The sequence below is a fragment of the Nocardioides sp. AX2bis genome, from assembly GCF_902506435.1.
Lineage (GTDB): Bacteria > Actinomycetota > Actinomycetes > Propionibacteriales > Nocardioidaceae > Nocardioides.
The window spans coordinates 1,846,142-1,870,142 of the sequence record NZ_LR733215.1 but is presented as its reverse complement, the minus strand read 5'-3'; the positions used below and the strand labels follow the sequence as shown (position 1 = coordinate 1,870,142).

Here is a 24,001-nt window from a genome sequence, read left to right as displayed (position 1 = left end):
AGCTCTCCTGCGAGCAGGCCCGACAGGTGGGACTCAGTCCTCGTCGGAGGCGAAGTCCTCGTTGTGGGTCCCGGGCCGGGCCGCCCACGGCTTCTCCTTCGCCGGTCGGACCACGACCAGCCGGTCGCCGCGGGCCAGCTGGGTGACCGTGGGGTCGAAGTAGCGGAAGACCTTCTCGTCGCGGACGACCGCGATCACCTGGTCCGGCAGCGACTGCGGCTGTGCGCCGACCTCGCCGACCAGCAGCTCCCGCTCGGCCACCTCGAGGCCGTCGCCGTAGGTCAGCAGGTCCTCCATCACCGAGCCCAGGGTCGGCGACAGCGACGACAGGCCGAGCAGCCGGCCGACGGCGTCGGAGGAGGTGATCACCGAGTTGGCGCCCGACTGACGCATCAACGGGGCGTTCTCCTGCTCGGTGACGGAGGCGATGATGTAGGCGTCGGGGTTGAGCTGGCGCACCGTCAGCGCGGCCAGCACGTTGGAGTCGTCACGACCGGTGGTGATGATGACCTGGTCGGCGGTGGCGACCCCGGATCGGCGCAGCACCTCGCGCCGGGTGGCGTCGCCGGTGACGACCGCCAGCCCGTCGGCGTGCGCGTCGGCCAGCGCGACCGAGCTGGGGTCGACGATCACGAAGCTGTCCCGCTCCACACCGTTGCTGACCAGAGTGTCGACCGCGCTGCGGCCCTTGGTTCCGTAGCCGACGACGACGACGTGGTGGCCCATGTGCTTCCTCCAGCGAGAGATGCGCAGGGCCTCGCGGCCCTGCGAGGCCAGCACCTCCAGGGTCGTGCCGATCAGCAGGACCAGGAAGGCGATGCGGGCGGGGGTGATCACGAACGCGTTGACCATCCGTGCGGTCGGCGAGACCGGGGCGATGTCGCCGTAGCCGGTCGTGCTGAGCGTGACGGTCGTGTAGTAGATCGAGTCCAGGAAGTCGACGCTGCCGTCGGCGTTGTCGTTGTAGCCCGCGCGGTCGAAGTAGACCAGCAGGACGGTGCCGACCAGGATCGCCAGCGCCAGCAGCAGCCGGCGACCGAGCGCCCAGACCGGGCTGATCGTGCGCTCGGGGAGGCTGACCTTGCCCCGCCGCATCGCCCCGACGTCGGAGCCGGCGCTGAAGGGGGCGCGCCCGGCGTCGCTCTGCTCGGTCGGCTCCTGCACGCCGTGAACCTAGCCCACGTCCCGCGCGGAGCCGCCGCCGACGCGGTCGCGCCACCGGGCGCTCAGCGCCGACCGGGCGCGCACGGTGCTCTGCTGCGGGAACACCTCGTCGAACGCGGCGTTGACCGCGGCCCCGATCAGCACCGCGATCGCCACCACGTAGAGCCACAGCAGGACCGCGATCGGCGCCGCCAGCGGGCCGTAGATCGAGGCCGAGTCGTCCGAGGTCACCGTGAGCACCCACCGCAGGACGTACGAGCCCACGATCCACGCGACCAGCGAGAAGCAGGCGCCCGGGAGGTTGAACCGCCAGTGCGTCCGCACCGGCACCGACACGTGGTAGAGCGTGGCCAGGAAGCACACGCACAGCACCACGACCAACGGCCAGTAGAAGCCCAGCAGCGGGTCGAGCCCGTCGGGCAGCACCCGGCCGACCATCTGCGGCCCGGCCACCACCAGCGGCAGCGCCACGATCCCGATCATCATCGCCAGGATGTAGAGGAAGAACGACAGGGCGCGGGTGGCTACGATCCCCCGCTGCCCCCCGAGGCCGTGCATGATCGTGATGGTGTCGACGAAGACGTTGAGCGCCCGCGAGCCGGACCACAGCGCGAGCACGAAGCCCAGTGAGATCACGTCGAAGCGGCCCCCCTCGAGCACCGAGTCGATGGTCGGGTCGATCACCTTGCCGACGGCCGGCTCGGTGAGGAACCGCGAGGACAGGTCGATCACCGCCGCCCGGATCTCCTCGACCTGCGCCGGGGTGAACCGCTCGGTCACGTAGCCCACCGCGCCGGCCAGCGCGAACACCAGCGGCGGCACCGAGAGCACCGCGAAGAACGCGGCCTCGGCCGCCAGCCCGGTGACCCGGTTGCGCAGGCAGGAGGCGACGGTGGTGACCACGATCCGCCAGAGCGGGTGCAGGCGGCGGCCGAGCAGCGCGACGTACGGCGCCAGCGCGGCCGTGCCGGGCCGGCGCTGCTCCGGCGCCTCGGCGGGGTGGTCCGGCTCGGGCGCGGGGTCGGGCGCCGCGGGCTGGGGGGCGGCCGCGGCCGGAGCGCTCGCCGGCGGCGGATGCCGCTCGGTGGGCGCGACCATGGCGCCTAGGTTACGTCCATGGCTCCTGCGAACAGCCCAGCCGACGGGCGCGCCGCGCACCGCGTCGCGACCAACCAGGCCCCGCCGCTGGCCGGGCACGACGTCGTGGGCGGTGACGCCGCGCTGAGCGAGGCCGTCCTCCGCCACGCGGACGAGGCCACGCTGGCCGGGCTGCTCCCGCTGGGGCGCGAGGCCGGGTCGGCCGAGGCGCGCGAGCACGGCCGGCTGGCCAACGAGCACCCGCCGCGGCTGGTGCCGTACGACCGCTACGGCACCCGGGTCGACGAGGTCGAGTTCCACCCGTCATGGCACTGGCTGATGGGGCGCGCGGTCGGGCACGGGCTGGCGGCGGCGCCGTGGGAGTCCGACGACCCGCACGCCCACGTCCGGCGCGCGGCGGGGTTCCTGGCCTGGTCGCAGACCGAGCCGGGCCACGGCTGCCCGGTGTCGATGACGTACGCCGCGGTGCCCGCGCTGCGCGCCGACGACGCGGTCGCCAAGGAGTGGACGCCGCTGCTGGCCTCGACGTCGTACGACCCCGGCCTGCGCGCGCCGGCCGGCAAGCGCGGGGCGCTGGCCGGCATGGGGATGACCGAGAAGCAGGGCGGCTCGGACGTGCGGGCGAACCTGACCGAGGCACGCCCGACCGGCACCGACGGGGAGTACACGCTGCACGGGCACAAGTGGTTCACCTCCGCGCCGATGAACGACGTGTTCCTCGTGCTGGCCCAGGCCGAGGGCGGGGTGACCTGCTTCGTGGTGCCGCGGGTGCTGCCCGACGGCACCCGCAACCAGCTGGACGTGGTGCGCCTCAAGGACAAGCTCGGCAACCGCTCCAACGCCTCGGCCGAGCTCGAGCTGGACGGCACCGTCGCGCAGCGGCTCGGCGACGAGGGCCGGGGGGTGCGCACCATCATCGAGATGGTCGCCGCGACCCGGCTCGACTGCGTGCTCGGCTCGGCGTCGCTGATGCGGCGTGCGGTGGCGGAGGCGTCCTGGCACGTCGCGCACCGCGCCGCCTTCGGCCGCCGGCTGGCCGACCAGCCGCTGATGCAGAACGTCGTGGCCGACCTGGCGCTGGAGTCCGAGGCCGCGACCGCCCTGGCGCTGCGCCTGGCGGCCGCCGTCGACGGCGCCCCCGACCCGCACGAGGCTGCGCTGCGCCGGCTGGCCCTGCCGCTGGCGAAGTTCTGGGTCTGCAAGCGCACGCCCGGGATGGTGGCCGAGGCCCTGGAGTGCCTGGGCGGCAACGGCTACGTCGAGGAGTCCGGGATGCCGCTGCTCTACCGCGAGGCGCCGCTGAACTCGGTCTGGGAGGGCTCGGGCAACGTCAACGCCCTCGACGTCCTGCGCGCGCTCGGCCGGGAGCCGGAGGCGCTCGACGCCTGGATCACCGAGGTCGGCCTGGCCCGCGGCGGCGACGCCCGCCTCGACCGCGCGCTCGAGGACACCCTGGCGCTGCTCGGCTCGCTGATGGCCGACCCGGCCTCGATGGAGCGCTCCGCACGCCGCCTGGCCGGACGGATGGCGCTGCTGCTCCAGGGCTCGCTGCTGGTGCGGCATGCTCCGCCCGAGGTGGCCGACGCGTTCTGCGCCTCCCGCCTGGCCTCGCCGCACGACGGGGTCTACGGCGCGATGGAGGGCGGGGACCTGCGGGCCCTGGTCGAGCGCACCACGCCCACGGTCCCGGTCGGCTGAGCGCGGTGGTGCGGTTCCGGCGCCTCGACCTCGGCGACGACGCGGCGCTCGCTGAGGCCTACGCGGTGGAGTGCGCCGCGACGGCTCGGGCGCGGCCGGGGTGGGTGCCGCTCGGCGAGGCAGCCCGGGTGGCCGCCTGGCGCGCGGAGGGTGGCTGGACCCGGCGCCTCGTCGGTGCCGTCGAGGCGGACCGTCTGGTGGGCCTCGGGGCAGGTCAGGTCGCCGCCGACACCCCGGACACCTGCTGGGTCGCCGTGTCGGTCCTGCCCGAGGAGCAGCACCACGGTGTCGGGTCCGCGCTCGTGCGCGCCGTGGAGGCAGAGGCGCCCGCTGGCGTGCGCCGCTTCGTGGCCAGTGCCTACCGGCCCACGGCGGAGGCGCTGGACCGGCTGGTCCAGGGTTTCGCGACGCCGTTGGGCTACGCGCAGGCCACGACGGAGACCGTCGTCGAGCTGGACCTGCACCGGTCAGTGCTGCCGACTGCGCCCGCAGCGCCCGGTTACACGGTGGCGACCTTCGTCGACGGCGTCCCCGACCGCCTGCGCGCGCAGGTCGGTGAGCTGATGGGGCTGGTCGACGCCGAGGCGCCGCACGGTGACCTCGGGTGGGAGCCGACACCGGTCTCGCCCGAGCAGTACGCGGCCGAGGTCGGCCTCTGGCGGGCCCAGGGTCGGACGGTGATCGAGTCGCTCGCGCAGGACGGCCGCGGCGACGTCGTCGCGTGGACCTGCCTGCTGGTCGCCGCCGACCAGGCCCGTCCAGCGCAGGTCGAGGGGACGGTCGTCCGGGCCGAGCACCGCGGGCGCGGGCTCGGACGGGCCGTCAAGGTCGCCTCGCTGCGCACGGCGCAGGCCCACGGCGGCGCGACGCGTGTCCGGACCAGCAGCGACGACGCCAACGTGTGGATGCGGTCGATCAACGACGGGCTCGGGTTCGTCCCGGTCGAGTCCGAGGTGCTGCTGCAGACGTCCGGGGCGAGCCCGGCGGTGGTGCTTCCTGCGTAGTGATCGCCGTCCGCGACCGGCATTCAACGGCGCGCAACCCGCTGACCTGGGGCGATGTCGCGCCGGCCGGGTCGCCACCCGCGATCACTACGTACGACGACCGGCGACCCGCCGTCGGCGGGTCCCCGGCTACGTCAGGACAGCTCGAGGCCCGGGTACAGCGGGTGCTTGTCGAGCATCTCGGCGGAGGCGTCCTTGACCTTGTCGGCGATGCCGTCGGCCAGGACGTAGGCCGCCTTGGAGGGCCCGCCGGCCTTGGTGGTGCCGGGCTGGGTGTTCTCCAGCACCATCGTGATCAGCTCGGCGGTCCGGTCGAACTCGTCGTGGCCGAAGCCGCGGGTGGTCAGCGCCGGGGTGCCGAGGCGGATGCCGGAGGTGTACCAGGGGCCGTTGGCGTCGGCCGGGACCGAGTTGCGGTTGGTGACCACGCCGGCGTCGAGCAGCGCGGTCTCGGCCTGGCGGCCGGTGAGGCCGTACCTGCTGACGTCGAGCAGCACCAGGTGGTTGTCGGTGCCGCCGGTGACCAGGTCGGCGCCGCGGGTCAGGAACCCCTCGGCCAGGGACTGGGCGTTGTCGGCCACGGCCTGGGCGTAGGTGCGGAACGAGTCCTGGCGGGCCTCGGCGAAGGCGACGGCCTTGGCGGCCATCACGTGGGCCAGCGGGCCGCCGAGGACCATCGGGCAGCCGCGGTCGACGCTGGGGGCGTACTCCTCGGTGGCCAGCACGATGCCGCCGCGCGGTCCGCGCAGCGACTTGTGCGTGGTGGAGGTGACCACGTGCGCGTAGGGGACGGGGTCCTCCTCGCCGGTGAACACCTTGCCGGCGACCAGGCCGGAGAAGTGAGCCATGTCGACCATCAGCGTGGCGCCGACCTCGTCGGCGATCTCGCGGACCTTGGCGAAGTTCACCCGGCGCGGGTAGGCGGAGTAGCCGGCGACGAGGATCAGCGGCTTGAACTCGCGGGCCTTGGCGGCCAGGGCGTCGTAGTCGAGCAGGCCCGTGGTCGGGTCGGTGCCGTACTGCTGCTGGTGGAACATCTTGCCGCTGATGTTGGGGCGGAAGCCGTGGGTCAGGTGCCCGCCGGCGTCCAGGCTCATCCCGAGCAGGCGCTGGTCGCCGAGGGTGCGACGCAGGGTCTCCCAGTCGGCGTCGGAGAGCTCGTTCACGTTCTTCGCGCCCAGCTCGGCCAGGGCCGGGGCCTCGACGCGGTGGGCCAGGATCGACCAGAACGCGACCAGGTTGGCGTCGATGCCGGAGTGCGGCTGGACGTAGGCGTACTCGGCGCCGAACAGCTCGCGGGCGTGCTCGGCCGCGATCGACTCGACCGTGTCGACGTTCTGGCAGCCGGCGTAGAAGCGGTGGCCCACGGTGCCCTCGGCGTACTTGTCCGACAGCCAGGTGCCCATGGTGAGCAGCACGGCCGGCGAGGCGTAGTTCTCGCTGGCGATGAGCTTCAGCGAGCCGCGCTGGTCGGCGAGCTCGGCGGCCGTGGCCTGCGCGATGCGCGGCTCGACGGCGGAGATGACCTCGAGGGCCTGCCGGTAGGCGCTGGAGGCGAGGCTGGTCTGGTGGGCCTGGTCCGCGGCGTTCATGGGGCCAGCCTAGGACCGGAGGTGCGCGGAGGCCCCCTCCGCGCGGCCACGGGTCTTCGGCGGCGCCGGGCGGCGGCTGTGACGTGCACCTCACCACCCCCGGGAGACGCAGGTCAGCGTCTCGACCACCGGACACGCGTCTCACCACATGGGATCGGCGTTTGTGGGGGCGTGGTCCACAAGGTGAGACTGACTGACGTGATGACCGTCGGGACACCCCTCCACCTCGTGGTACGCCGCCACGTGGACCTCGGGCGCACCCGCAGCTGTCTCTGTCGGACTCGCTGAGCGACCCGTACCCGGCCCCACCGCGCCGGCGCCCCGCCCGAGCCCCACGAGAAGGACCGCTCCCCCATGGCTGACATGCGCTTCCAGGCCGAGAAGGCCGCCCACACCGAGATCCCGCGCCCCAAGCGCGCCGAGGGTCAGTGGGCGCTCGGCTACACCGAGCCGCTGAACAAGAACGAGCAGTCCAAGAAGGACGACGACCCGCTGAACGTGCGGGACCGGATCCTCTACACCTACTCCAAGCGCGGGTTCGCCTCGATCGACCCCGCCGACCTGCGCGGACGCTTCCGCTGGATGGGCCTCTACACCCAGCGCGCCCCCGGTTTCGACGGCGGCAAGACCGCGACCGTGCCGGAGGAGGAGCTCGACGACTCCTACTTCATGCTCCGTGTGCGCTCCGACGGTGCGCTGCTCGACCACGCGGCCGTCCGCGCGCTGGGCACCATCGGCGTCGACTTCGCGCGCGGCACCGCCGACGTGACCGACCGCGAGAACATCCAGTACCACTGGATCCGGATCGAGGACGTCCCGGCGATCTGGGAGCGGCTCGACGCCGCCGGGCTGAGCAGCCTCGAGGCCTGCGGCGACTCCCCGCGCCCCTTCCTCGGCTCGCCGGTCGCCGGTGTGTCGAAGGACGAGATCATCGACGGCACCGCGGCGCTGGACGAGATCAAGCGCCGCTTCATCGGCGACCCGGCCTTCTCCAACTTCCCCCGGAAGTTCAAGACCGCGCTGACCGGGCACCCCGGCCACGACGTGTCGCCGGAGACCAACGACATCTCCTTCGTCGGCACCGTCCACCCCGAGCACGGCCCCGGCTTCGACCTGTGGGTCGGTGGCGGGCTGTCGACCAACCCGAAGCTGGCCGCCCGGATGGGCGTGTGGATCCCGCTGGACGAGGTCGCCGACGCCTGGGAGGGCGTGGCGTCGATCTTCCGCGACTACGGCTACCGCCGGCTGCGCTCGCGGGCGCGGCTGAAGTTCCTGGTCGCCGACTGGGGCGTGGAGAAGTTCCGCGAGGTGCTCGAGAAGGAGTACCTCGGCCGCGAGCTGGTCGACTGCCCCTCCCCCGAGACGCCCACCGGGCACCGCGACCACATCGGCGTGCACGAGCAGAAGGACGGCCGTTTCTACGTCGGCCTGGCCCCGACCGCCGGGCGCGTGTCCGGGTCGATGCTGGTCGAGCTGGCCGACGCCATCGAGGCGCACGGCGCCGCCGGTGCGCGGCTCACGCCGTACCAGAAGATCGTCGTGATCGGCGTCGACGCCGACCAGGTCGAGCCCCTCGTGGCGCGCCTGGACGCCATCGGGCTGCAGGCCCGGCCGTCGAACTGGCGGCGCAACACGATGGCCTGCACCGGCATCGAGTTCTGCAAGCTGGCCATCGTCGACACCAAGGACCGCGCCCGCGACCTGGTCGACGAGCTCGAGCAGCGCCTGCCCGACCTCGACGTGCCGATCACCGTCAACGTCAACGGCTGCCCGAACGCCTGCGCGCGCACCCAGGTCGGCGACATCGGCCTGAAGGGCCAGCTCGTCATGCACGACGGCGAGCAGGTCGAGGGCTTCCAGGTGCACCTCGGCGGTGCGCTGGGCCTGAACGCGAACTTCGGTCGCAAGCTGCGCGCCCACAAGGTCACCAGCGCCGGTCTCGGCGACTACGTCACCACCGTGGTCGGCAACTACCTGGTCGACCGGGCCGACGACGGCGAGGACTTCGCGACCTGGGTCGCCCGGGCCGAGGAGGACCTGCTGCGCGGCGAGAAGTCGCTCGAGTCCGCGGAGCCCGGCGGTGCACGGTGACCGGCCGCGGGGTGCCGTACCACTGCCCCTACTGCGGTGACGAGGACCTCTGGCCGCACGAACCGACCGACGGCAGCGCCGGTCACGGTGCGTGGGAATGCCGGTCGTGCCTTCGTGCCTTCTCCTTGAAGATGCTCGGTCAGGTCGCGCCCCCCGCGTCCGTGGCGGCCGAGCGCGACCGGAGGAGCACCCCATGACCACCGCCACCACCGACGCCGCCCGCAGCTTCCGCGGCGCCACCGCCGGCGACCGTTCCCCCGAGGAGCTGCGCGAGCTGGTGTCCCACTGGGGCGCCGAGCTGGAGCTGGCCCCGGCCGAGACGATCATCGAGTGGGCCGCGGCCACTTTCGGCGAGAAGTTCTGCGTGACCTCCTCGATGGCCGACGCGGTGCTCTCGCACCTGGTCTCCAGCGTGGTGCCGGGCATCGACGTGGTCTTCCTCGACACCGGCTACCACTTCGCCGAGACAATCGGCACCCGCGACGCCGTGGCCGCCACCCTGCCGGTCAACCTGCTCTCCATCACGCCGGTGCAGAGCGTGGCCGAGCAGGACGCCGCCTGGGGCAAGGACCTCTACAAGACCGACCCGGACCAGTGCTGCGCGCTGCGCAAGGTCGCGCCCCTCGCCGAGGCCCTCGCGGGTTACGAGGCCTGGGCCACCGGCCTGCGCCGCGCCGAGACCAAGAACCGCGTGATCGCGCCGGTCCTGGGCTGGGACGCCAAGAAGGGCAAGGTCAAGGTCTCGCCGCTCGCGCGCTGGAGCGACGAGCAGGTCGAGCAGTACGTCCTCGACAACAACGTGCTGGTCAACCCGCTGGTCTACGACGGGTACCCCTCGATCGGCTGCGCCCCCTGCACCCGCCGCGTCGCCCCGGGCGACGACCCGCGCAGCGGCCGCTGGGCCGGCACCTCCAAGACCGAGTGCGGCATCCACACGTGACCGCTGCTGCTCGCACCCCTGCCTGCTCCACCCGCACCACGAGCCGTCCTCCGAGGAGGTACGCCTGATGTCCGCACCCGCGCTCGTCGCCCTCGCGCCCGGTGGGCGCGACCCCGAGGCCGTCGCCACCATCACCGCCCTCGTGGCCGAGGTGCGCGCGCTCCGGCCCGACCTGCGCGTCGAGGTCGCCTTCCTCGAGCGGGCCCGGCCGTCCTTCGACACCGTGGTGGACCGGCTGGCCCGGGCCGGGCACGACGAGGTCGTCGTGGTGCCGCTGCTGCTGACCAACGAGGGGTCCGCGAGCGGCGACGTCCTCAGCGCCGTCCGCGCCGCCGGCGAGCGTCACCCCGGCCTGCGGATCAGCGCCTCCGAGGTGCTCGGGGTCTCCCCCAGCTTCCTGGGCGTGCTCGACGAGCGCCTGCGTGACGCGCTGCGGGTGCACCGCGTGCGGGAGCTCGACGCGCTCGTCCTGGCCGGCGAGGGCTCCGGCGACGCCCTGGCCAACCAGACCGTGGCGCGCCTGGCCCGGATGTGGGGCGCACGTCACCACCTGCCCGTCACCGCGGCGTACGCCACCACCGCCCCGCCGGCCACCGGCGAGGCCGTGCGTGCCTTCCGCGGCGAGGGCCGCCGCCACATCGCGGTCGGCTCGCTCTTCCTCGCCCCGGGGGCCCTGACCTCCCGCGCCACCGAGCTGGCCCTCGAGGCCGGCGCGGTCGCGATCTCCGAGCCGCTCGGCGCCCACCCGGAGGTCGCCCGCGGCGTGCTGGCGCGGTACGCCGTCGGCGCCGTGGAGCTCGTCCCCGTCTGACCCGGTCCGGGCACGCCGTCACAGCAGCGGATCACTGCCACCTGATGACAGCGATCCGCTGCTGTCATGCCCTCACTCGCAGGTGCGGGCGACCAGGTCCGCAAGGGCGGCCGCCGGGTCGGGCGTCGTGCCTCCGTGCACCGGGCCCGGCTGGAGGACCGTGCTCCGCGGCGCCTTGAGGAAGCCGAACCGCAGGGTGAGCGGTTGGGCCGCGACCGCGCCGGCGCGCGGGTCGCCGGCCGCGACGGCCTCCACGAACGCCATCGACTCCAGCACGCGGTCGAGGTCGAGGCCGGGCCAGAGCGCGGTCAGGCGGGCGCGGTCGAGGCACCCCTTCGCGGCCAGGTAGTCGGCGCCCTGGCAGTACAGCGCGACCCCGACGTTGACGAACTCCTCGCGATCCGCGCGCGGGACGCAGCGCAGGACGACGTACTGGTAGGACAGCTCGGGGGCGCTCACGCGTCGGTCCCCGGGAGCCACTGCCGCGTGCGGAGCCGGGCGGTGAGGAAGGCGACGTACGCCTCGCGCAGCGCGGCCGGTGTCTCTGCGCCCGGGACCGGCTCGAGCCAGGCGTCGGGCACCTCGGCCAGCGCGTCGACGAGGGCCTGCTCGTCGAGCAGCGGGGCGATGCGGGCCTCGGCCTCGCCGAGCCGGTCGGCCCAGGCGCCGAGGACGTGGTCGGCGGCGTCCCAGCGCTGGGCGGCGAACCGGGCGGGCTCGGTGACGCCGCCGGCCCAGGCGTGGTGGAAGTAGAGCGCGGCGCCGTGGTCGATCACCCAGAGGTCGTCGTGCCAGACCAGCAGGTTCGGGTTGCGCCAGGACCGGTCGACGTTCGCGGTGAACGCGTCGAGCCACAGCACCACGGCCGGGTCGAGCGGGTCGCCGGGCGGGTCGCCGTCGTAGCCGAAGGCCCCGGGCAGGAAGTCGATGCCGAGGTTCAGCCCGACGCTGGCGGTCAGCAGGTCCTGGACCTCCTCGTCGGCCTCGTACCGCGCGATCTCGCGCGTCAGGTCGAGGGCGACCAGGCGGGGCGTACGCAGGCCGACCCGGCGGGCCAGCGCACCGACGACGACCTCGGCGACCAGCACGCGGACCCCTTGGCCCGCGCCGCGGAACTTGCAGACGTAGGTGCCGAGGTCCGAGCCCTCCACGACCCCGGGCAGGCTGCCGCCCTCGCGCAGCGGGGTGACGTAGCGGGTGACGCGGACCGTCTCCAGCGGTCGGCTCACTCCGTCTCCGCCTGCAGCCGTGCGCGCTGGTCCTCGACGTCGAAGTCGGCCGCGGGCCACTGGGGCGCCATCCGCTCGAGCTCGCCGAGCAGCAGCCGGCCCACGGCGAGGTTGCGGAACCACTTGCGGTCGGCCGGCACCACGTGCCACGGCGCGATCTCGGTGCTGGTGCGCTCCAGGGCGATCTCGTACGCGCGCTGGTAGTCGTCCCACAGGCCGCGGTCGTCGATGTCGCCGGGCTGGAACTTCCAGTGCTTGGTGGGGTCGTCCAGGCGGGCCAGCAGCCGCTCCCGCTGAGTGGCACGCGAGACGTGCAGCATCACCTTCAGGACGTGGATCCCCGAGGCGACCAGCTCCTGCTCGAAGTCGTTGATCGCGTCGTAGCGACGCTCCAGCTCCGCCTGGTCGACCAGCGCGCGGACCCTCCCGATCAGGACGTCCTCGTAGTGGCTGCGGTCGAACACCCCGATCTTCCCGGGGCCGGGCACGGCCTGGCGGATGCGCCACAGGAAGTCGTGCTCGAGCTCCTCGGGCGTCGGCGCCTTGAACGAGGTGATCCGGACGCCCTGGGGGTCCACCAGGCCGACGGTGTTGCGCACGACCCCGCCCTTGCCGGAGGTGTCCATGCCCTGGAGGACCAGCAGCACCGCCCGCTCCCCCGACCCGGAGACGCCCTCGGCGAAGAGCCGCTCCTGCAGGTCGCCCAGCGGGTCGCCCAGCTCGCCCAGCAGGCGCTTGCCCTCGGCCTTGTCGCCGTCGAAGCCCGGCGTGGCGTCGGTGGGCCACGCGGCGAGGTCGACCGCTCCCGGGGGCACGCGGAGCGCGGCGGCGAGGTCGGAGGCGGTGGTCGTGCTGTAGGTGCTCACCGGGCCATCATGGCCCATCGAGGTCGCGGGCTCAGGCGGGCACGGAGCCGCTGACCGCGGCCTCGGCCGAGGACCACGGGAAGTCGATCCACCGGTCGGTGCGCCGCCAGGAGTAGTCGGGGCGCACCAGCGAGCCGGGCTTGTCGTAGAGCACCGCCACCCGGACCTCGGCGGCGTGGGGCAGGCAGAGGTCGCGGACGGCCGCCAGCGTTCGGCCGGTGTCGGCCACGTCGTCGGCGACCAGCACGCGACGACCGGCCAGGTCGGCCGGCGACGGCCCGGGGCTCAGCACCACCGGCTCGTCGAGGTGCGCGTCGACCCCGGTGTAGAACTCGACGTTGAGCATGGCGCAGGCCTTGACGCCCAGCGCGTACCCGAGGCCCATGCCCAGCGCGAGGCCGCCGCGGGCCACGCTCAGCACCAGGTCCGGCCGGTAGCCGTCGTCGACCACCTGGCCCGCCAGCTCCGGCACGCACCGGCCGAAGGTCTCCCAGGTCAGTACCTCGCGCTCGTCCACGACGACGATGGTGCCCCGCCACTGTGTCGCCCGTGTTTCGTGACGCGGTGGAGAAGCCGGGGCCTACAGGTCGTCCGGTGCCTCGGGGAAGGTGTCCTCGTCGGCGTCGAGCTCCTCGCGGACCACCGACCAGGCCATGCCGGCGCCGTAGCCCTTGCGGGCCAGCATCCCGACCAGCCGCCGGGTGGCGGTGGTCTGGTCGACGCGGGTCAGGGTGCGCATCTTCTTGCGCACCAGCAGGCGCGCGGCCTCGCGCTCCTGCTCGGGGTCGACCTCGTCGAGCGCCTCCCGGGCGACCTCGTCCTCGACGCCCTTGCGGCGCAGCTCCTGCGCGAGCGCCCGGCGGGCCAGGCCCTTGCCCGACTGACGCTGCTGGACCCAGGTGGCGGCGAAGGCGGCGTCGTCGACCAGACCCACGTCGGTGAACCGGTCAAGCACCCGGGCGGCGACGTCGTCCTCGACGCCCTTGGCGGCCAGCTTGTCGGCCAGCTCCCGGCGGCTGCGGGCCCGTCCGACCAGCTGGTCGAGCAGGATCGTGCGCGCGGTCTGCTCGGGATCGGCGTCCGGCTCCGGCGGGCGTTCCGCCGACGGACCCCGCCCGGTCGAGCCCGACCTGCTGCCGGACCTGCTGCCGGACCTGGTGCCCTGCCGGCTGCCCGACCGGCTGCCCTGCCGGCTGCCCGACCGACCCGGTCGCGTGGGGCGGTCGGCCCGCTCCGGCTTGGGCACCGCCCGACCCCGGGTCCACGCGGCGACGCCGTCGGCGACGTCGCCGCGCCAGGGATCCGGAGCGGCAGGGTCCGACTCAGAAGTCATTGATCCCGATGGGCTCGTCCGACAGCTCGGAGGCCTCGGCGTCGACCTGCGGGCCGACCCCCAGCTTCTCCAGGATCTTCTTCTCGAGCTCGTTGGCGAGGTCGGGGTTGTCGCGCAGGAAGGTCCGCGCGTTCTCCTTGCCCTGGCCCAGCTGGTCGCCCTCGTAGGTGTACCAGGCACCGGCCTTGCGGACGAGGCCCGCCTCGACGCCCACGTCGATCAGGCCGCCCTCGCGGGAGATGCCCTTGCCGTACATGATGTCGAACTCGGCCTGCTTGAACGGCGGCGCGACCTTGTTCTTGACGACCTTGCAGCGGGTCCGGTTGCCGACCATGTCGGTGCCGTCCTTGAGCGTCTCGATGCGACGCACGTCGAGGCGCACCGAGGAGTAGAACTTCAGCGCCCGACCACCGGTGGTGGTCTCGGGCGAGCCGAACATGACGCCGATCTTCTCGCGCAGCTGGTTGATGAAGATCGCGGTCGTGCCGGACGAGTTCAGCGCGCCGGTCATCTTGCGCAGCGCCTGGCTCATCAGGCGGGCCTGGAGGCCGACGTGGCTGTCGCCCATCTCGCCCTCGATCTCGGCCCGGGGCACCAGCGCCGCGACGGAGTCGATGACGATCAGGTCGAGCGCGCCGGAGCGCACCAGCATGTCGGCGATCTCAAGCGCCTGCTCACCGGAGTCGGGCTGCGAGACCAGCAGCGCGTCGGTGTCGACGCCGAGGTTCTTGGCGTAGTCGGGGTCGAGGGCGTGCTCGGCGTCGATGAAGGCCACGATGCCGCCGGCGCGCTGGGCGTTGGCCACCGCGTGCAGGGCGACCGTGGTCTTTCCCGAGGACTCCGGGCCGTAGATCTCGACGACGCGGCCGCGGGGCAGGCCACCGAGGCCCAGCGCCACGTCCAGCGCGATCGACCCGGTGGGGATCACCTCGAGGGGGGCGCGCGTCTCGTCACCCAGGCGCATCACCGAGCCCTTGCCGAACTGCTTCTCGATGTTGAGCAGCGCCGTGTCCAGCGCCTTGTCGCGGTCTCCGCCAGCCATGGTCAGTCTCCGTCCTCAGCGGGCCGGTCAGGCCCGTGGTCAGTGCGTGTGTGGGGTTCGTGAAGTGCTGTCGACGACGTTAGGGCGACCCGCCGACAACGGTCCTGACCTGACGCCGGGCCTGGGGACGACGACGCTCGTCCGCCCGCCTGTGGACACAACCTAGCCCGAACACCTGTTCGACGCGCGGAGGTGCTACCGCGTGTCCCCCGCGTGTCGCCGACGGCGCAGCACCGCCAGCACCACGGCCACCACGACGAGGGCGGCGAGCACCAGCCACCCGGTGGTGTAGTCGCGGTCCAGCAGCGTCGGGTTGTCCTCGCGGGCCCCGAAACGGCCCAGCACCGGCACCGCCAGCAGCGTCACCGAGCCGAGCACCAGGAAGCCGCCGGCGACCGGTCCGGAGACCGTCCACGGCAGCACCCGCTGCGCCGCGGCGCCCAGCGCCAGCTCGAGCCCGCTGATCACGACGTCGTGCAGCAGCAGCGCCGCCACGGTCCACACGGCCACGTCGAGGACCTGGGAGAGCTCCTGGCGCGAGAGCAGCAGCCACGCGCCGTACAGGCCCACGAGCACGCCGAAGCCGCCCACGACGAGCCGCCCGGCACCCACGCCACCGGCACCCACGCGCCCGGCACCCACGCCACCGCCGCTCACGTCGACACCTCGAGCCGGGTGACCCACTTGGTCTGCAGCACCCCGGGCCGGTTCGGCGCGATGACCCGGCAGGGGAACCCGTGGTCGAGGGACAGCTCCTCGCCGTTGAGCCCCAGCGCCAGCAGCGTCCGGTCGTCCTCGACGAACCCGCCCTGCATCATCGTGGTGGAGAACGCGCCGAAGCGCTGCAACGAGGTGACGACGACGTCGGACCCGTCGGGCGCGTCGACCAGGGCCATCAGCTCCGAGACGCGGACGCCGGTCCAGGTGGCCGTCGCGCTCCACCCCTCGACGCAGGCGATCGGCAGCTCCTCGGTGTGCTGCGTCATCGCCTCGAGGTCGGCGCGGTCCAGGGTGCGGGAGGTGGCCCCGTTGACGAGCTCGAGGGCGTACGCGCCGGTGGCCACCGCCTCGGGGGTGACACCGGCGGCCTCGGCCGAGCGGTTGATCGGGATGCCCTGCGGGCCGTCGCCGGTGCGGACGGCGAGGACCGAGACCTGGCGCAGCCAGGCGACGCTGCCGCCCGCGGTGGCCAGGACCGCGACGCCGGTGGCGACCCAGGTGGTGCGCAGCAGCCCACGACGGCTCAGCGCGCCCTCCCGGGTGGCCGAGGGCCGGTCGTGGGTCGTGTCCTCGACGTCGCCCAGCAGGGCGTCGCGGATCACCGGCAGCTTCACGGCCACGTGGACCAGCAGCGCACCGATGGCGACCCACGCCATCGCGTAGTGGCTGGGCCGGAACGAGAAGGACCAGGGGTACCACTGGGCCGCGTTCATGATCCCGGAGACCAGCTGGAACAGCGCCGCGCCGACCAGCGCCGCGATCGAGGCGCGCTCGAGGCCGTGCAGCACCAGGCGGCGCAGGTCGCCGAGCGGGACGGCCTGGAACAGCTTGGGGAAGACCGTCCAGAGCTTGACCAGCAGCAGCGGCACGGCGGCGTACCCGCTGATGACGTGCAGGCCCTGGGTGAACCGGTAGCCCCAGGCCGGGCTGGTGGGGAACGGGACGGGGTGGTCGACGTTCTGGGCGTAGTGGCTGATCAGCCCGGTGACGAAGCAGGTGGTGAAGGTGATCGCGAGCAGCAGGCCGATCCGCGCGGCCACGGCGGGGCTGCGCAGGCGGCTGGTGAATCGCTCCTCGGTGGGGACCGGGAGCGTGCGGCTCATCTCGGTTCTTCCAGCACGACCGACCAGCGGTCCTCACCGTGGCGGTGGGTGGAGGCGACGCCGAAGCCGACGGCCGCGGCGATCTCGCCGATGTCGTCGATGCCGACGACCGACCAGCGGAAGGGGCGGCTGCGGGTGCCGGCGCACTCGAGGGCCGCCCAGTGCGTGGTGAACGGGATGCCGGGCGAGGCGACCTCGACGACCACGCGGCCGGTCGGGTCGAGCAGCTGCCGGACCCGCTTGAGCAGGGCCTCGGGGTCCCCGCCGATGCCGACGTTGCCGTCGGCCAGCAGCGCCGAGCGCCAGCGGCCCTCGCCGGGCAGCCGGTCGAAGACGTCACGGCGCAGGGCGGCGACGCCGCGCTGACGGGTCTGGCCGACGGCCTCGTGGACGACGTCGATGCCGAGCACGACGTGCCCGTTCTCGGCCAGCGCGGCGCTGAGCCGTCCCGGGCCGCAGCCGATGTCCAGGGTGGAGCCCACGCACTGCGAGATCAGCGACTGGTCGAGGGCGTCGGCCTCACGGGTCCAGTCGGCCATCGGCAGGTGCTGCGGCTCGGGGCCGAGGCCGACCACGTGGCAGGGCTCGCCGCGCAGGGCGTGGGAGAAGACGGTGGTGAAGGAGGCCTGCCCGTCGTCGTCGAGGGCCTCCAGGACGCCGGCGGGCGGCTCCAGGGGGGAGAACGGGTCCTCGCTGAGCTCGGCTGACAGGTGCTCCTCGCTCATGCGGGGTCCTCCTCGACGGCGCCCGGGCCCGGGCCCGGGGTGGTGACGTGCGCCGCGGACCAGGCCGTGGCGAAGTGGCTGCCGGGGGCCAGGGCGGCCACGGCGTCGGCGTCGTCGACCTCGTCGACGTCGCGCAGCATGACGGTGGTGCCCACGCGCCACCCGGCGCCGACGAGGGCGTCGCGGGTGTCGGCCCCGGTGCGGTCGGTGGACATCTCGACGCCCGCGAGGACGGCGGCCACCGCGGGGTCGCGGCGTGCCAGCACCCACCAGCCGCCGTCGTCGGCCGGGCCGAGCACGGCGTCGTACGCCGGCTCGTCGGCCTGCAGCGGGGCGGCGGCGGCGGCCAGCAGGTCGGCGTTCGCGTGGGGGGTGTCCATGCCGACCTGCACGACCACGCCGGGGCCGGCGTCGGCGTGGGCGGCGACGAGGCGCTCGGCGAGGCCGTCGCCGCGCTGCGGCGTGACGGTCCAGCCGACCAGGGCGGCACGCAGCGCGTCGGCGCCGACCGCGGAGTCGAGGTCGCCGTCGAGGGCGAGGTGGCAGCCCTCCGCGCCGGCGGCGGCGGTGGCGGCCTCGAGGGTGTCGAGCAGGGCGGCGGAGGCGACGCGCGCGGCGGCGTCGTGACCGACGTCGGCGCCGAGGCGGGTCTTGACCCGGCCGGCGACCGGCGCCTTGGCCATCACCAGCACCCGGAACGACGCCGGGTCACCGGCCGCGTGGTCACCGGCCGCGTCCGCGCGGTCCCCGGGACCGGTCTGCGCGCTCACGCGAGCACCCGCCAGAAGTCGCGGGCGGTGCGGACGGTGCCCTTGACCGAGCCGGACACCTTCGACTTCGTGCCCTCGGCGCGCGGGTGGTAGCCCACGTCGCGCTCGCTGACGCGCCAGCCGGCCAGCGTGGCCTTCTGCAGCATCTCCACCGGGTAGCCGAAGCGGCGGTCCTGCACGTCGAGGTCGAGCAGCGCCTGCCGGCGGCAGACCCGCATGGGCGCGATGTCGTGGGCGTCCATCTTGATGCGCCGGCGCAGCCAGGCCACGATCAGCGCGTTGCCGACGCGGGCGTGCCACGGCCACACGCCCGAGCGGACGGGCCGGCGGCGGCCCACTGCGAGGTCGGCACGTCCGGAGCGGACGTCCTCGAGCAGGGGCAGCAGCTCGGCGGGGTCGAACGAGCCGTCGCCGTCCATGAACGCGACGTACTCGTGGGTGGCGGCCAGCAGGCCGGTGTGGACGGCCGCGCCGTACCCCGGGCGGGACTCGGAGACCACCAGGGCGCCGAGCCCGCGGGCGATCTCGGCGGTCCCGTCACGGGAGCCGTTGTCGGACACGACGACGGCGAAGTCGGCCGGGATGCGCGGCAGCAGCGCCCGCAGGGCCGGGCCCTCGTCGCGGCACGGGAGCACCAGGTCGCACGTCGTCACGAGACGACCCTAGGGCTTGGGACCCAGCGAACTGGAATCAGACGGCGTGGAAACGCCGGGTTGCGTGAGCACGCGCACCCCTCTGACAACGTCCGGGTCCGTCCGCCCACGTCCGGCGAGGGTGCTTTCCGTACCCTCGGCGCCATGGCGACACCCTCCATGACACGTCCCGCCGCCACCCCGGGACCCGGTGCCACGGTGGCCGAGACGCCCGCCGACCGCTGGCCGTGGGTCGGCCTCGCCGTGGTCCTGGTGCTGGTGGTCGCCGCCACCGTCGTCCCCCCGCTGACCGGGTGGGACGTGCTGGCCCGCGACGACGACCGGGGCACCCCGCCGACCCACGGCTTCGTCGACGTCAAGGTCGGGATCGGCACGCTGCCGGCGGTGGTGCTGGCCCTGCTGGCCTGGCGGTACGCCGCCGGCCTCGCCGCCCGGCTGCCGTGGCGGACCCTGCTGGTGGTCTCGTTCGCGGCCGGTCTGGCCTGGATGGTCTCGCTGGCCCTCGTCGACGGTCCGGACGGGCTGACCCGGGTGCTGGGCAACCCGTACGAGTACCTCCCGACCGCGCGGGAGGTCGACAGCGTCCCGGTGATGCTGGACGAGTACGTCGACCGGATCCCCTACGCGCACCCGGACAACTGGGTGGTGCACGTCGCGGGGCACCCGCCGCTGGCGCTGCTGTTCTTCGTCGGCCTGGTGCGGATCGGCCTGGGCGGCGACCTGGCCGCCGCCCTGGTGGTCACCGTCCTCGCCGCGACCACCGCCGTCGCGGTCCTGGTGGCGCTGCGGGCGCTCGGCGCCGAGGCGGCCGCCCGCCGGGTCGCTCCCCTGCTCGTGCTTGCGCCCTCCGCCGTGTACATGGCGGTCTCGGCCGACGCACTGTTCGCCGCCGTCGCCGCGTGGGGGCTCGCGGCGCTGGCCCTGGGCGCGACGGCGCGCGACCGCGGCCGCTCGACGGGCGTGGTCGTGGCCTGGTCGGTGCTGGCCGGGCTGCTGCTCGGCTGCTGCGTGCTGCTGTCGTACGGCCTGCCGCTGCTGGGGCTGCTGGCGGTCACCATCCTGTTCCTGGCGCGGTCCTGGCTGCCGCTGCCGGTCGCGGTGGTGGCCGCCCTGGTGCCGGTGCTGCTGATGGCGGCCGGCGGGTTCGCGTGGTGGGAGGCGTACCCGGTGCTGCACGAGCGCTACTTCGACGGCCTCGGCGGGGAGCGGCAGGCGAGCTACTGGGTCTGGGGCAACCTGGCCGCGCTGGTCTTCGCCACGGGCCCCCTCCTCGGCGCCGGGGTCGCCCGCCTGGCGCAGCTCGGCGTGACGCGGCGGGCGCGTACGGCGCTGGCCGCGACGCCCGACCGCGTCGTCGCCGGGCTGGCGGCCGCGGCGCTGGCCACCATCGCGGTCGCGGACGTGTCGGGCATGAGCAAGGCCGAGGTCGAGCGGATCTGGCTGCCGTTCATGCCGTGGATGCTGCTCTCGCTGGCCCTGCTGCCAGCCCGCTGGCGCAGCGCCGGGCTGGCGCTGCAGCTGGTCTGCGCGCTGCTGGTGCAGCACCTGCTCTACACCAGCTGGTGAGGACCGTCAGTCGCGCAGCGGCGCGGTCGCGAACTCCCGCAGGCCCACCTCGGGGCTGACCTCGGCGGTGAAGCCGAGCTCCTCGCTCGCGCGCCGCGGCGAGGCCACGATGTGCCGCACGTCGCCGAGCCGGTAGCCACCGGTCACCTCGGGGTCGATGCCCACGCCCGTGCCCGCGGCGACGGTGCGCGCCACGTCGAGGATCGAGACCGGCTGCCCCGAGCAGACGTTGTAGGCGACGTGGGTCCCGGTGTCGGCGGCCACGACGGCGTCGATCGCGGCCAGGTTGCAGCGGGCCACGTCGGCGACGTGCACGAAGTCGCGCATCTGCCCGCCGTCCTCGTAGACCTTCGGCGCCTCGCCGCGCTCCAGCGAGGAGCGGAACATCGCCGCCACCCCGGAGTACGGGGTGTCCTTGGGCATCCGCGGGCCGTACACGTTGTGGTAGCGCAGGGACACCGCGGCCGAGGCGGCCTGGCGGGTCCACGAGATGGCGTAGTGCTCCTGGGCGAGCTTGCTCGCGGCGTAGGCGCTGCGGGGCTCCAGGCGCGCGTCCTCGTCGACGACGTCCCAGCCGAGCACCCGGTCGCAGCGCGGGCAGTGGTTCTCGACGTCGCCCGACTCCAGCGCCTCCACGCTGCGCGAGCCGGGGGGCTGGTCGCCGTGCTCGGGGCAGGTGTAGCGACCCTCGCCGTAGACCACCATCGAGGAGGCCTGCACCAGCCGGGTCAGGCCGTGCTCGGCCATGGCGGCCATCAGCGCGGCGGTGCCGAGGTCGTTGTGACCGGCGTAGGCCGGGAGGTCGGCGACGGTGACGCCGGCGCCGACCAGGGCGGACTGGTGGCACACCACGTCGACCCCACGGAGCAGCTCGGCCCACTCGCGGCTGGTGGCGGCGTCGCGGACGTCGAGACGGTGGGTGTCGGCGGGCAGCGCGGCGCCGGCGCCGTGGGCGTTGGGCAGCATCCAGTCGACGCGGACGACCTCGTCGCCGCGGGCGGTCAGCGCGTCGTCGATGGCGCCGCCGATGAAACCGGCCGAACCGGTGAGCAGGACCTTCATGCGCGGGCCGCCGATCCGGTGCCAGGGACGTCGTAGGTGAGCTCGAGCCCGTCGGACCAGCTCGAGCAGGTGCAGCCGGTCGGGTCGGGCGCGGTGGCGATGACGTCGGAGAGCAGGCCGGTGAGCCGCTCGAGGTTGGCCTTGAACAGCGCGAAGACCTCCTCCTGGCCGACCCCGTCGCCGCTCTCGGCACCGGCGTCCATGTCGGTGACCAGGGCGATCGCCGAGTAGCACATGCCCATCTCACGGGCCAGCGCCGCCTCGGGGGCGCCGGTCATGTTGATCAGGGTCCAGCCCTGGTCCGCGTAGCTCTTGGACTCGGCGCGCGTGGAGAACCTCGGCCCCTCGACGACGACCATGGTCCCGCCGGTCTTCACGTCGGGCGCGGCGGTGCTGATCGCGCCGGAGAGCCGGGCGCAGTACGGGTCCGCGAACGGCAGGTGGACCGCGCCGGACTCCACGAACGAGCCCACGCGCCGGAAGGTGCGGTCGACGAGCTGGTCCGGGACGACCACGTCACCGGGGGCGACCTCGTGGCGCAGCCCGCCGACCGCGCACGGCGCGAGGACCTGGCGCACGCCGAGCGAACGCAGCGCCCACGCGTTCGCGCGGTACGGGATCCCGTGCGGCGGGTGGTCGTGGTGCGGCCCGTGGCGAGGGACGAAGGCGACCGAGCGGCCGGCGACCGTGCCGACCGAGATCGGCGCCGACGGGTCGCCGTACGGCGTGGTCACCGCGTGCTCGACCGGGTCGTCGAGGAAGGAGTAGAAGCCGGTGCCGCCGATGACGGCGATCTCGGCGACGGGGGCCTCGGGGGCGTCGGGCTGCGCGGGTGTCGTGCTCACCCGGGCAACTCTGCCAGCCCGTCGCGGTCGCGGTCGGGGTGGGCCGCGGTGCGTACGGCCGCCAGCAGCACCAGCCCGGCCAGCAGCACCGCCCCCAGCGCGAGGGCGGGGTAGCCCGCGACGCCGACCACGACCCCGGCCAGGCCGCCGGCCGCCGCGGCGGCGACGTTCATCAGCAGGTCGGAGGCGCCCTGGACGTCGGTGCGGACCTCGAGCGGCGCGAGGTCGGCGACCAGGGTGGAGGCCGCGACCGTGGCCAGCGACCACCCGAGGCCGAGCAGGAACAGCCCGGCGGTGATCCGGGCGGACCCGCCCTCGGGCGCCGCGCCGCACAGGGCGAGCGCGAGCAGCAGGACCGCTCCCCCGGCGCCGAGCACCCGGGGACGACCGAGGCGGTCGGCGAGCCAGCCGACGACCGGGGCGAAGGCGAACATGCCGAGGACGTGGATGCTGATCACCAGGCCGATGACCCGCAGGTCGGAGCCGCCGTGCTCCATGTGGAGCGGGGTCATCACCATCACCGCGACCATCGCGGCGTGCGCACCGGCGAGGCCGGCCACCGCCCAGCCGAGCGCCGGTGTCTCGGCCACCGCGGCGCGGACCCGCGACCAGGACGTGCCGGTGGGCGGACCGGTCGGCGGTCCGGCCGCCGCGCGGGCCGTCAGCAGCGGGTCGGGGCGCAGCAGGACGCCGATCACGAGGGCCGCGACCAGCATCCCGGCGGTGGCGACCAGGAACGGCCCGGTGAGCGCGGGCAGGCCCAGCGCCGTGGCCAGGCCGGCGGCGGGGCCGGTCAGGTTGGGCCCGGCGACGGCGCCGATGGTGGTCGCCCACACGACCACGGCCAGCGAGCGGGCCCGCCGGTCGGCGACGGCGAGGTCGGTGGCGGCGTACCGGGCCCCGCTGTTGGCGGCGGTGGCCGAGCCGAGCAGCACGGCGCCGGCCAGCAGCAGCAGCATCGATCCGGCGGCGCCGGCCACGACGACGACCGCGCCACCAGCGGCGCCGAGGAGCCAGCCGGACACCAGGCCGACCCGGCGCCCGCGGCGCGACATGACGCGAGCCAGCAGCCAGGAGGCGACCGCGGCGCCGAGCACCTGGAAGGTCTGCGCGAGCCCGGCCAGGCTGTCGCGGCCCGACAGGTCGCGCGCGAGCAGCGAGGCGGTGGCGATGCCGATCGTGATGCCGACGGCCCCGAGGGCCTGGGCGAGCACGAGGACCCGCAGGGTGCGGGTCTGGGCGCGGGTCAGCTCCTCGGCGGACGGCACGGCGTGTTCCCGGCTGTCGGGCGCGAGGGGCGCGGTCATCGGTCGCGGTCGGGCAGCTCGAGCACGGCCCAGACGGCCCGCCAGACCCGACGGGGGTCCTCGCCGGCGTCGAGCGCCTGCTTCGGCGTCCGCCCGTCCAGCTCGCCGATGACCTGCTGGTCGGCCCAGACCTTGAAGTAGACCGGCCCGAGCGCCTGCTCGAGACGGTCCCAGAACTCGGTGTACCTCACCTGCCGCAGCGTCTCACGCCGGCGCGAGACGGGGCGGGTGGGTCGGTCCCTGCGGACTGGGTGGGCGTTTCCCGGACTTCGCGCGCCTTGCAGGGCACGCGGAGTCGGGGAATCCCCGCCCGAGCGGGGATTCCTGGTGCGGGCGGGACTCCTGGGGCGCGCCGCCACGCCCCCGGCTCGCGCCGCCCCAC

24 protein-coding genes are annotated in these 24,001 nt (G+C 74.3%); 6 read left to right on the top strand and 18 right to left on the bottom strand.

Annotated elements, in window-relative coordinates; translation table 11 throughout:
- Positions 1-33 precede the first annotated feature (33 nt).
- On the bottom strand, positions 34-1,095 hold the full coding sequence (locus GV155_RS08905) for a potassium channel protein (RefSeq protein ID WP_160011058.1): 1,062 nt from the start codon (positions 1,093-1,095) through the stop codon (positions 34-36).
- 78 nt (positions 1,096-1,173) lie between these two features.
- Positions 1,174-2,262 carry a YihY/virulence factor BrkB family protein gene (locus GV155_RS08900; protein WP_201300115.1) on the bottom strand — a complete coding sequence of 363 codons (1,089 nt, stop codon included), beginning with the start codon at positions 2,260-2,262 and terminating at the stop codon, positions 1,174-1,176.
- An 18-nt stretch (positions 2,263-2,280) separates the two neighbouring features.
- Here GV155_RS08900 and GV155_RS08895 point away from each other — a divergent pair, with 18 nt between their 5' ends.
- Positions 2,281-3,960: an acyl-CoA dehydrogenase family protein gene (locus tag GV155_RS08895; RefSeq protein WP_160007213.1), complete on the top strand. Its 1,680-nt coding sequence runs from the start codon at positions 2,281-2,283 to the stop codon at positions 3,958-3,960.
- Positions 3,961-3,965: 5 nt separating this feature from the next.
- Positions 3,966-4,964, top strand: coding sequence for a GNAT family N-acetyltransferase (locus tag GV155_RS08890; RefSeq protein WP_160007211.1), 999 nt, complete (start codon positions 3,966-3,968; stop codon positions 4,962-4,964).
- A gap of 134 nt (positions 4,965-5,098) precedes the next feature.
- Here GV155_RS08890 and GV155_RS08885 read toward each other — a convergent pair whose 3' ends face one another.
- Positions 5,099-6,556 carry a glycine hydroxymethyltransferase gene (locus tag GV155_RS08885; protein ID WP_160007209.1) on the bottom strand — a complete coding sequence of 486 codons (1,458 nt, stop codon included), beginning with the start codon at positions 6,554-6,556 and terminating at the stop codon, positions 5,099-5,101.
- Between the two features lie 354 nt (positions 6,557-6,910).
- Between GV155_RS08885 and GV155_RS08880 the strand changes: the two genes are divergently transcribed.
- The 3 genes from GV155_RS08880 to GV155_RS08865 all read left to right on the top strand — a co-directional run bounded on the left by GV155_RS08880 (position 6,911) and on the right by GV155_RS08865 (position 10,398).
- Entirely contained in the window at positions 6,911-8,647 is a 1,737-nt protein-coding gene (locus tag GV155_RS08880) for a nitrite/sulfite reductase (RefSeq protein WP_160007207.1), read from the top strand.
- Between the two features lie 193 nt (positions 8,648-8,840).
- Positions 8,841-9,587 (top strand): phosphoadenylyl-sulfate reductase, encoded by a 747-nt coding sequence (locus tag GV155_RS08870; protein ID WP_160007203.1) that lies wholly within the window; start codon positions 8,841-8,843, stop codon positions 9,585-9,587.
- A gap of 67 nt (positions 9,588-9,654) precedes the next feature.
- Entirely contained in the window at positions 9,655-10,398 is a 744-nt protein-coding gene (locus GV155_RS08865) for a sirohydrochlorin chelatase (protein WP_160007201.1), read from the top strand.
- A 72-nt stretch (positions 10,399-10,470) separates the two neighbouring features.
- Here GV155_RS08865 and GV155_RS08860 read toward each other — a convergent pair whose 3' ends face one another.
- The 11 genes from GV155_RS08860 to GV155_RS08810 form a co-directional block, all read right to left on the bottom strand.
- On the bottom strand, positions 10,471-10,857 hold the full coding sequence (locus tag GV155_RS08860) for a DUF3037 domain-containing protein (RefSeq protein ID WP_160007199.1): 387 nt from the start codon (positions 10,855-10,857) through the stop codon (positions 10,471-10,473).
- On the bottom strand, positions 10,854-11,627 hold the full coding sequence (locus GV155_RS08855; RefSeq protein ID WP_236554207.1) for a hypothetical protein: 774 nt from the start codon (positions 11,625-11,627) through the stop codon (positions 10,854-10,856). The genes GV155_RS08860 and GV155_RS08855 overlap by 4 nt, the downstream gene beginning before the upstream one ends.
- Positions 11,624-12,493 carry a polyphosphate kinase 2 family protein gene (locus GV155_RS08850; RefSeq protein ID WP_236554205.1) on the bottom strand — a complete coding sequence of 290 codons (870 nt, stop codon included), beginning with the start codon at positions 12,491-12,493 and terminating at the stop codon, positions 11,624-11,626. Before GV155_RS08850 ends, GV155_RS08855 begins: the two co-directional genes overlap by 4 nt.
- Positions 12,494-12,524: 31 nt before the next feature.
- Positions 12,525-13,010, bottom strand: coding sequence for a phosphoribosyltransferase (locus tag GV155_RS08845; protein ID WP_160007195.1), 486 nt, complete (start codon positions 13,008-13,010; stop codon positions 12,525-12,527).
- A gap of 63 nt (positions 13,011-13,073) precedes the next feature.
- Complete coding sequence (locus tag GV155_RS08840) at positions 13,074-13,739, bottom strand: regulatory protein RecX (RefSeq protein WP_236554203.1); 666 nt, start codon at positions 13,737-13,739, stop codon at positions 13,074-13,076.
- Positions 13,740-13,815: 76 nt separating this feature from the next.
- Complete coding sequence (recA, locus tag GV155_RS08835) at positions 13,816-14,868, bottom strand: recombinase RecA (RefSeq protein ID WP_160007191.1); 1,053 nt, start codon at positions 14,866-14,868, stop codon at positions 13,816-13,818.
- Positions 14,869-15,063: 195 nt separating this feature from the next.
- Positions 15,064-15,525 carry a hypothetical protein gene (locus tag GV155_RS08830; protein ID WP_160007189.1) on the bottom strand — a complete coding sequence of 154 codons (462 nt, stop codon included), beginning with the start codon at positions 15,523-15,525 and terminating at the stop codon, positions 15,064-15,066.
- Positions 15,522-16,691 carry a molybdopterin-dependent oxidoreductase gene (locus GV155_RS08825; protein WP_160007187.1) on the bottom strand — a complete coding sequence of 390 codons (1,170 nt, stop codon included), beginning with the start codon at positions 16,689-16,691 and terminating at the stop codon, positions 15,522-15,524. The genes GV155_RS08830 and GV155_RS08825 overlap by 4 nt, the downstream gene beginning before the upstream one ends.
- Positions 16,688-17,416: a class I SAM-dependent methyltransferase gene (locus tag GV155_RS08820; RefSeq protein WP_236554201.1), complete on the bottom strand. Its 729-nt coding sequence runs from the start codon at positions 17,414-17,416 to the stop codon at positions 16,688-16,690. Before GV155_RS08820 ends, GV155_RS08825 begins: the two co-directional genes overlap by 4 nt.
- Entirely contained in the window at positions 17,413-18,186 is a 774-nt protein-coding gene (locus GV155_RS08815; RefSeq protein WP_201300114.1) for a TIGR04282 family arsenosugar biosynthesis glycosyltransferase, read from the bottom strand. Before GV155_RS08815 ends, GV155_RS08820 begins: the two co-directional genes overlap by 4 nt.
- A complete protein-coding gene (locus GV155_RS08810; RefSeq protein WP_160007185.1) occupies positions 18,183-18,839 on the bottom strand; it encodes a glycosyltransferase family 2 protein in 657 nt (218 codons plus the stop codon). The genes GV155_RS08815 and GV155_RS08810 overlap by 4 nt, the downstream gene beginning before the upstream one ends.
- Positions 18,840-18,983: 144 nt before the next feature.
- Here GV155_RS08810 and GV155_RS08805 point away from each other — a divergent pair, with 144 nt between their 5' ends.
- Positions 18,984-20,405, top strand: a complete 1,422-nt coding sequence (locus GV155_RS08805; RefSeq protein ID WP_236554195.1) for a hypothetical protein — start codon at positions 18,984-18,986, stop codon at positions 20,403-20,405.
- 6 nt (positions 20,406-20,411) lie between these two features.
- Here GV155_RS08805 and GV155_RS08800 read toward each other — a convergent pair whose 3' ends face one another.
- From GV155_RS08800 to GV155_RS08785, 4 genes are read right to left on the bottom strand one after another with little or no spacing between them, the layout of a single operon-like run.
- The gene (locus GV155_RS08800) at positions 20,412-21,467 is read right to left on the bottom strand and encodes an NAD-dependent epimerase/dehydratase family protein (RefSeq protein WP_160007183.1); all 1,056 of its coding nucleotides are present in this window, start codon (positions 21,465-21,467) and stop codon (positions 20,412-20,414) included.
- Positions 21,464-22,312, bottom strand: a complete 849-nt coding sequence (locus GV155_RS08795; RefSeq protein ID WP_160007181.1) for an S-methyl-5'-thioadenosine phosphorylase — start codon at positions 22,310-22,312, stop codon at positions 21,464-21,466. The genes GV155_RS08800 and GV155_RS08795 overlap by 4 nt, the downstream gene beginning before the upstream one ends.
- Positions 22,309-23,619: an MFS transporter gene (locus GV155_RS08790; protein WP_160007179.1), complete on the bottom strand. Its 1,311-nt coding sequence runs from the start codon at positions 23,617-23,619 to the stop codon at positions 22,309-22,311. Before GV155_RS08790 ends, GV155_RS08795 begins: the two co-directional genes overlap by 4 nt.
- Positions 23,616-23,810 (bottom strand): DUF3046 domain-containing protein, encoded by a 195-nt coding sequence (locus GV155_RS08785; protein ID WP_160007177.1) that lies wholly within the window; start codon positions 23,808-23,810, stop codon positions 23,616-23,618. The genes GV155_RS08790 and GV155_RS08785 overlap by 4 nt, the downstream gene beginning before the upstream one ends.
- Positions 23,811-24,001: the final 191 nt, after the last annotated feature.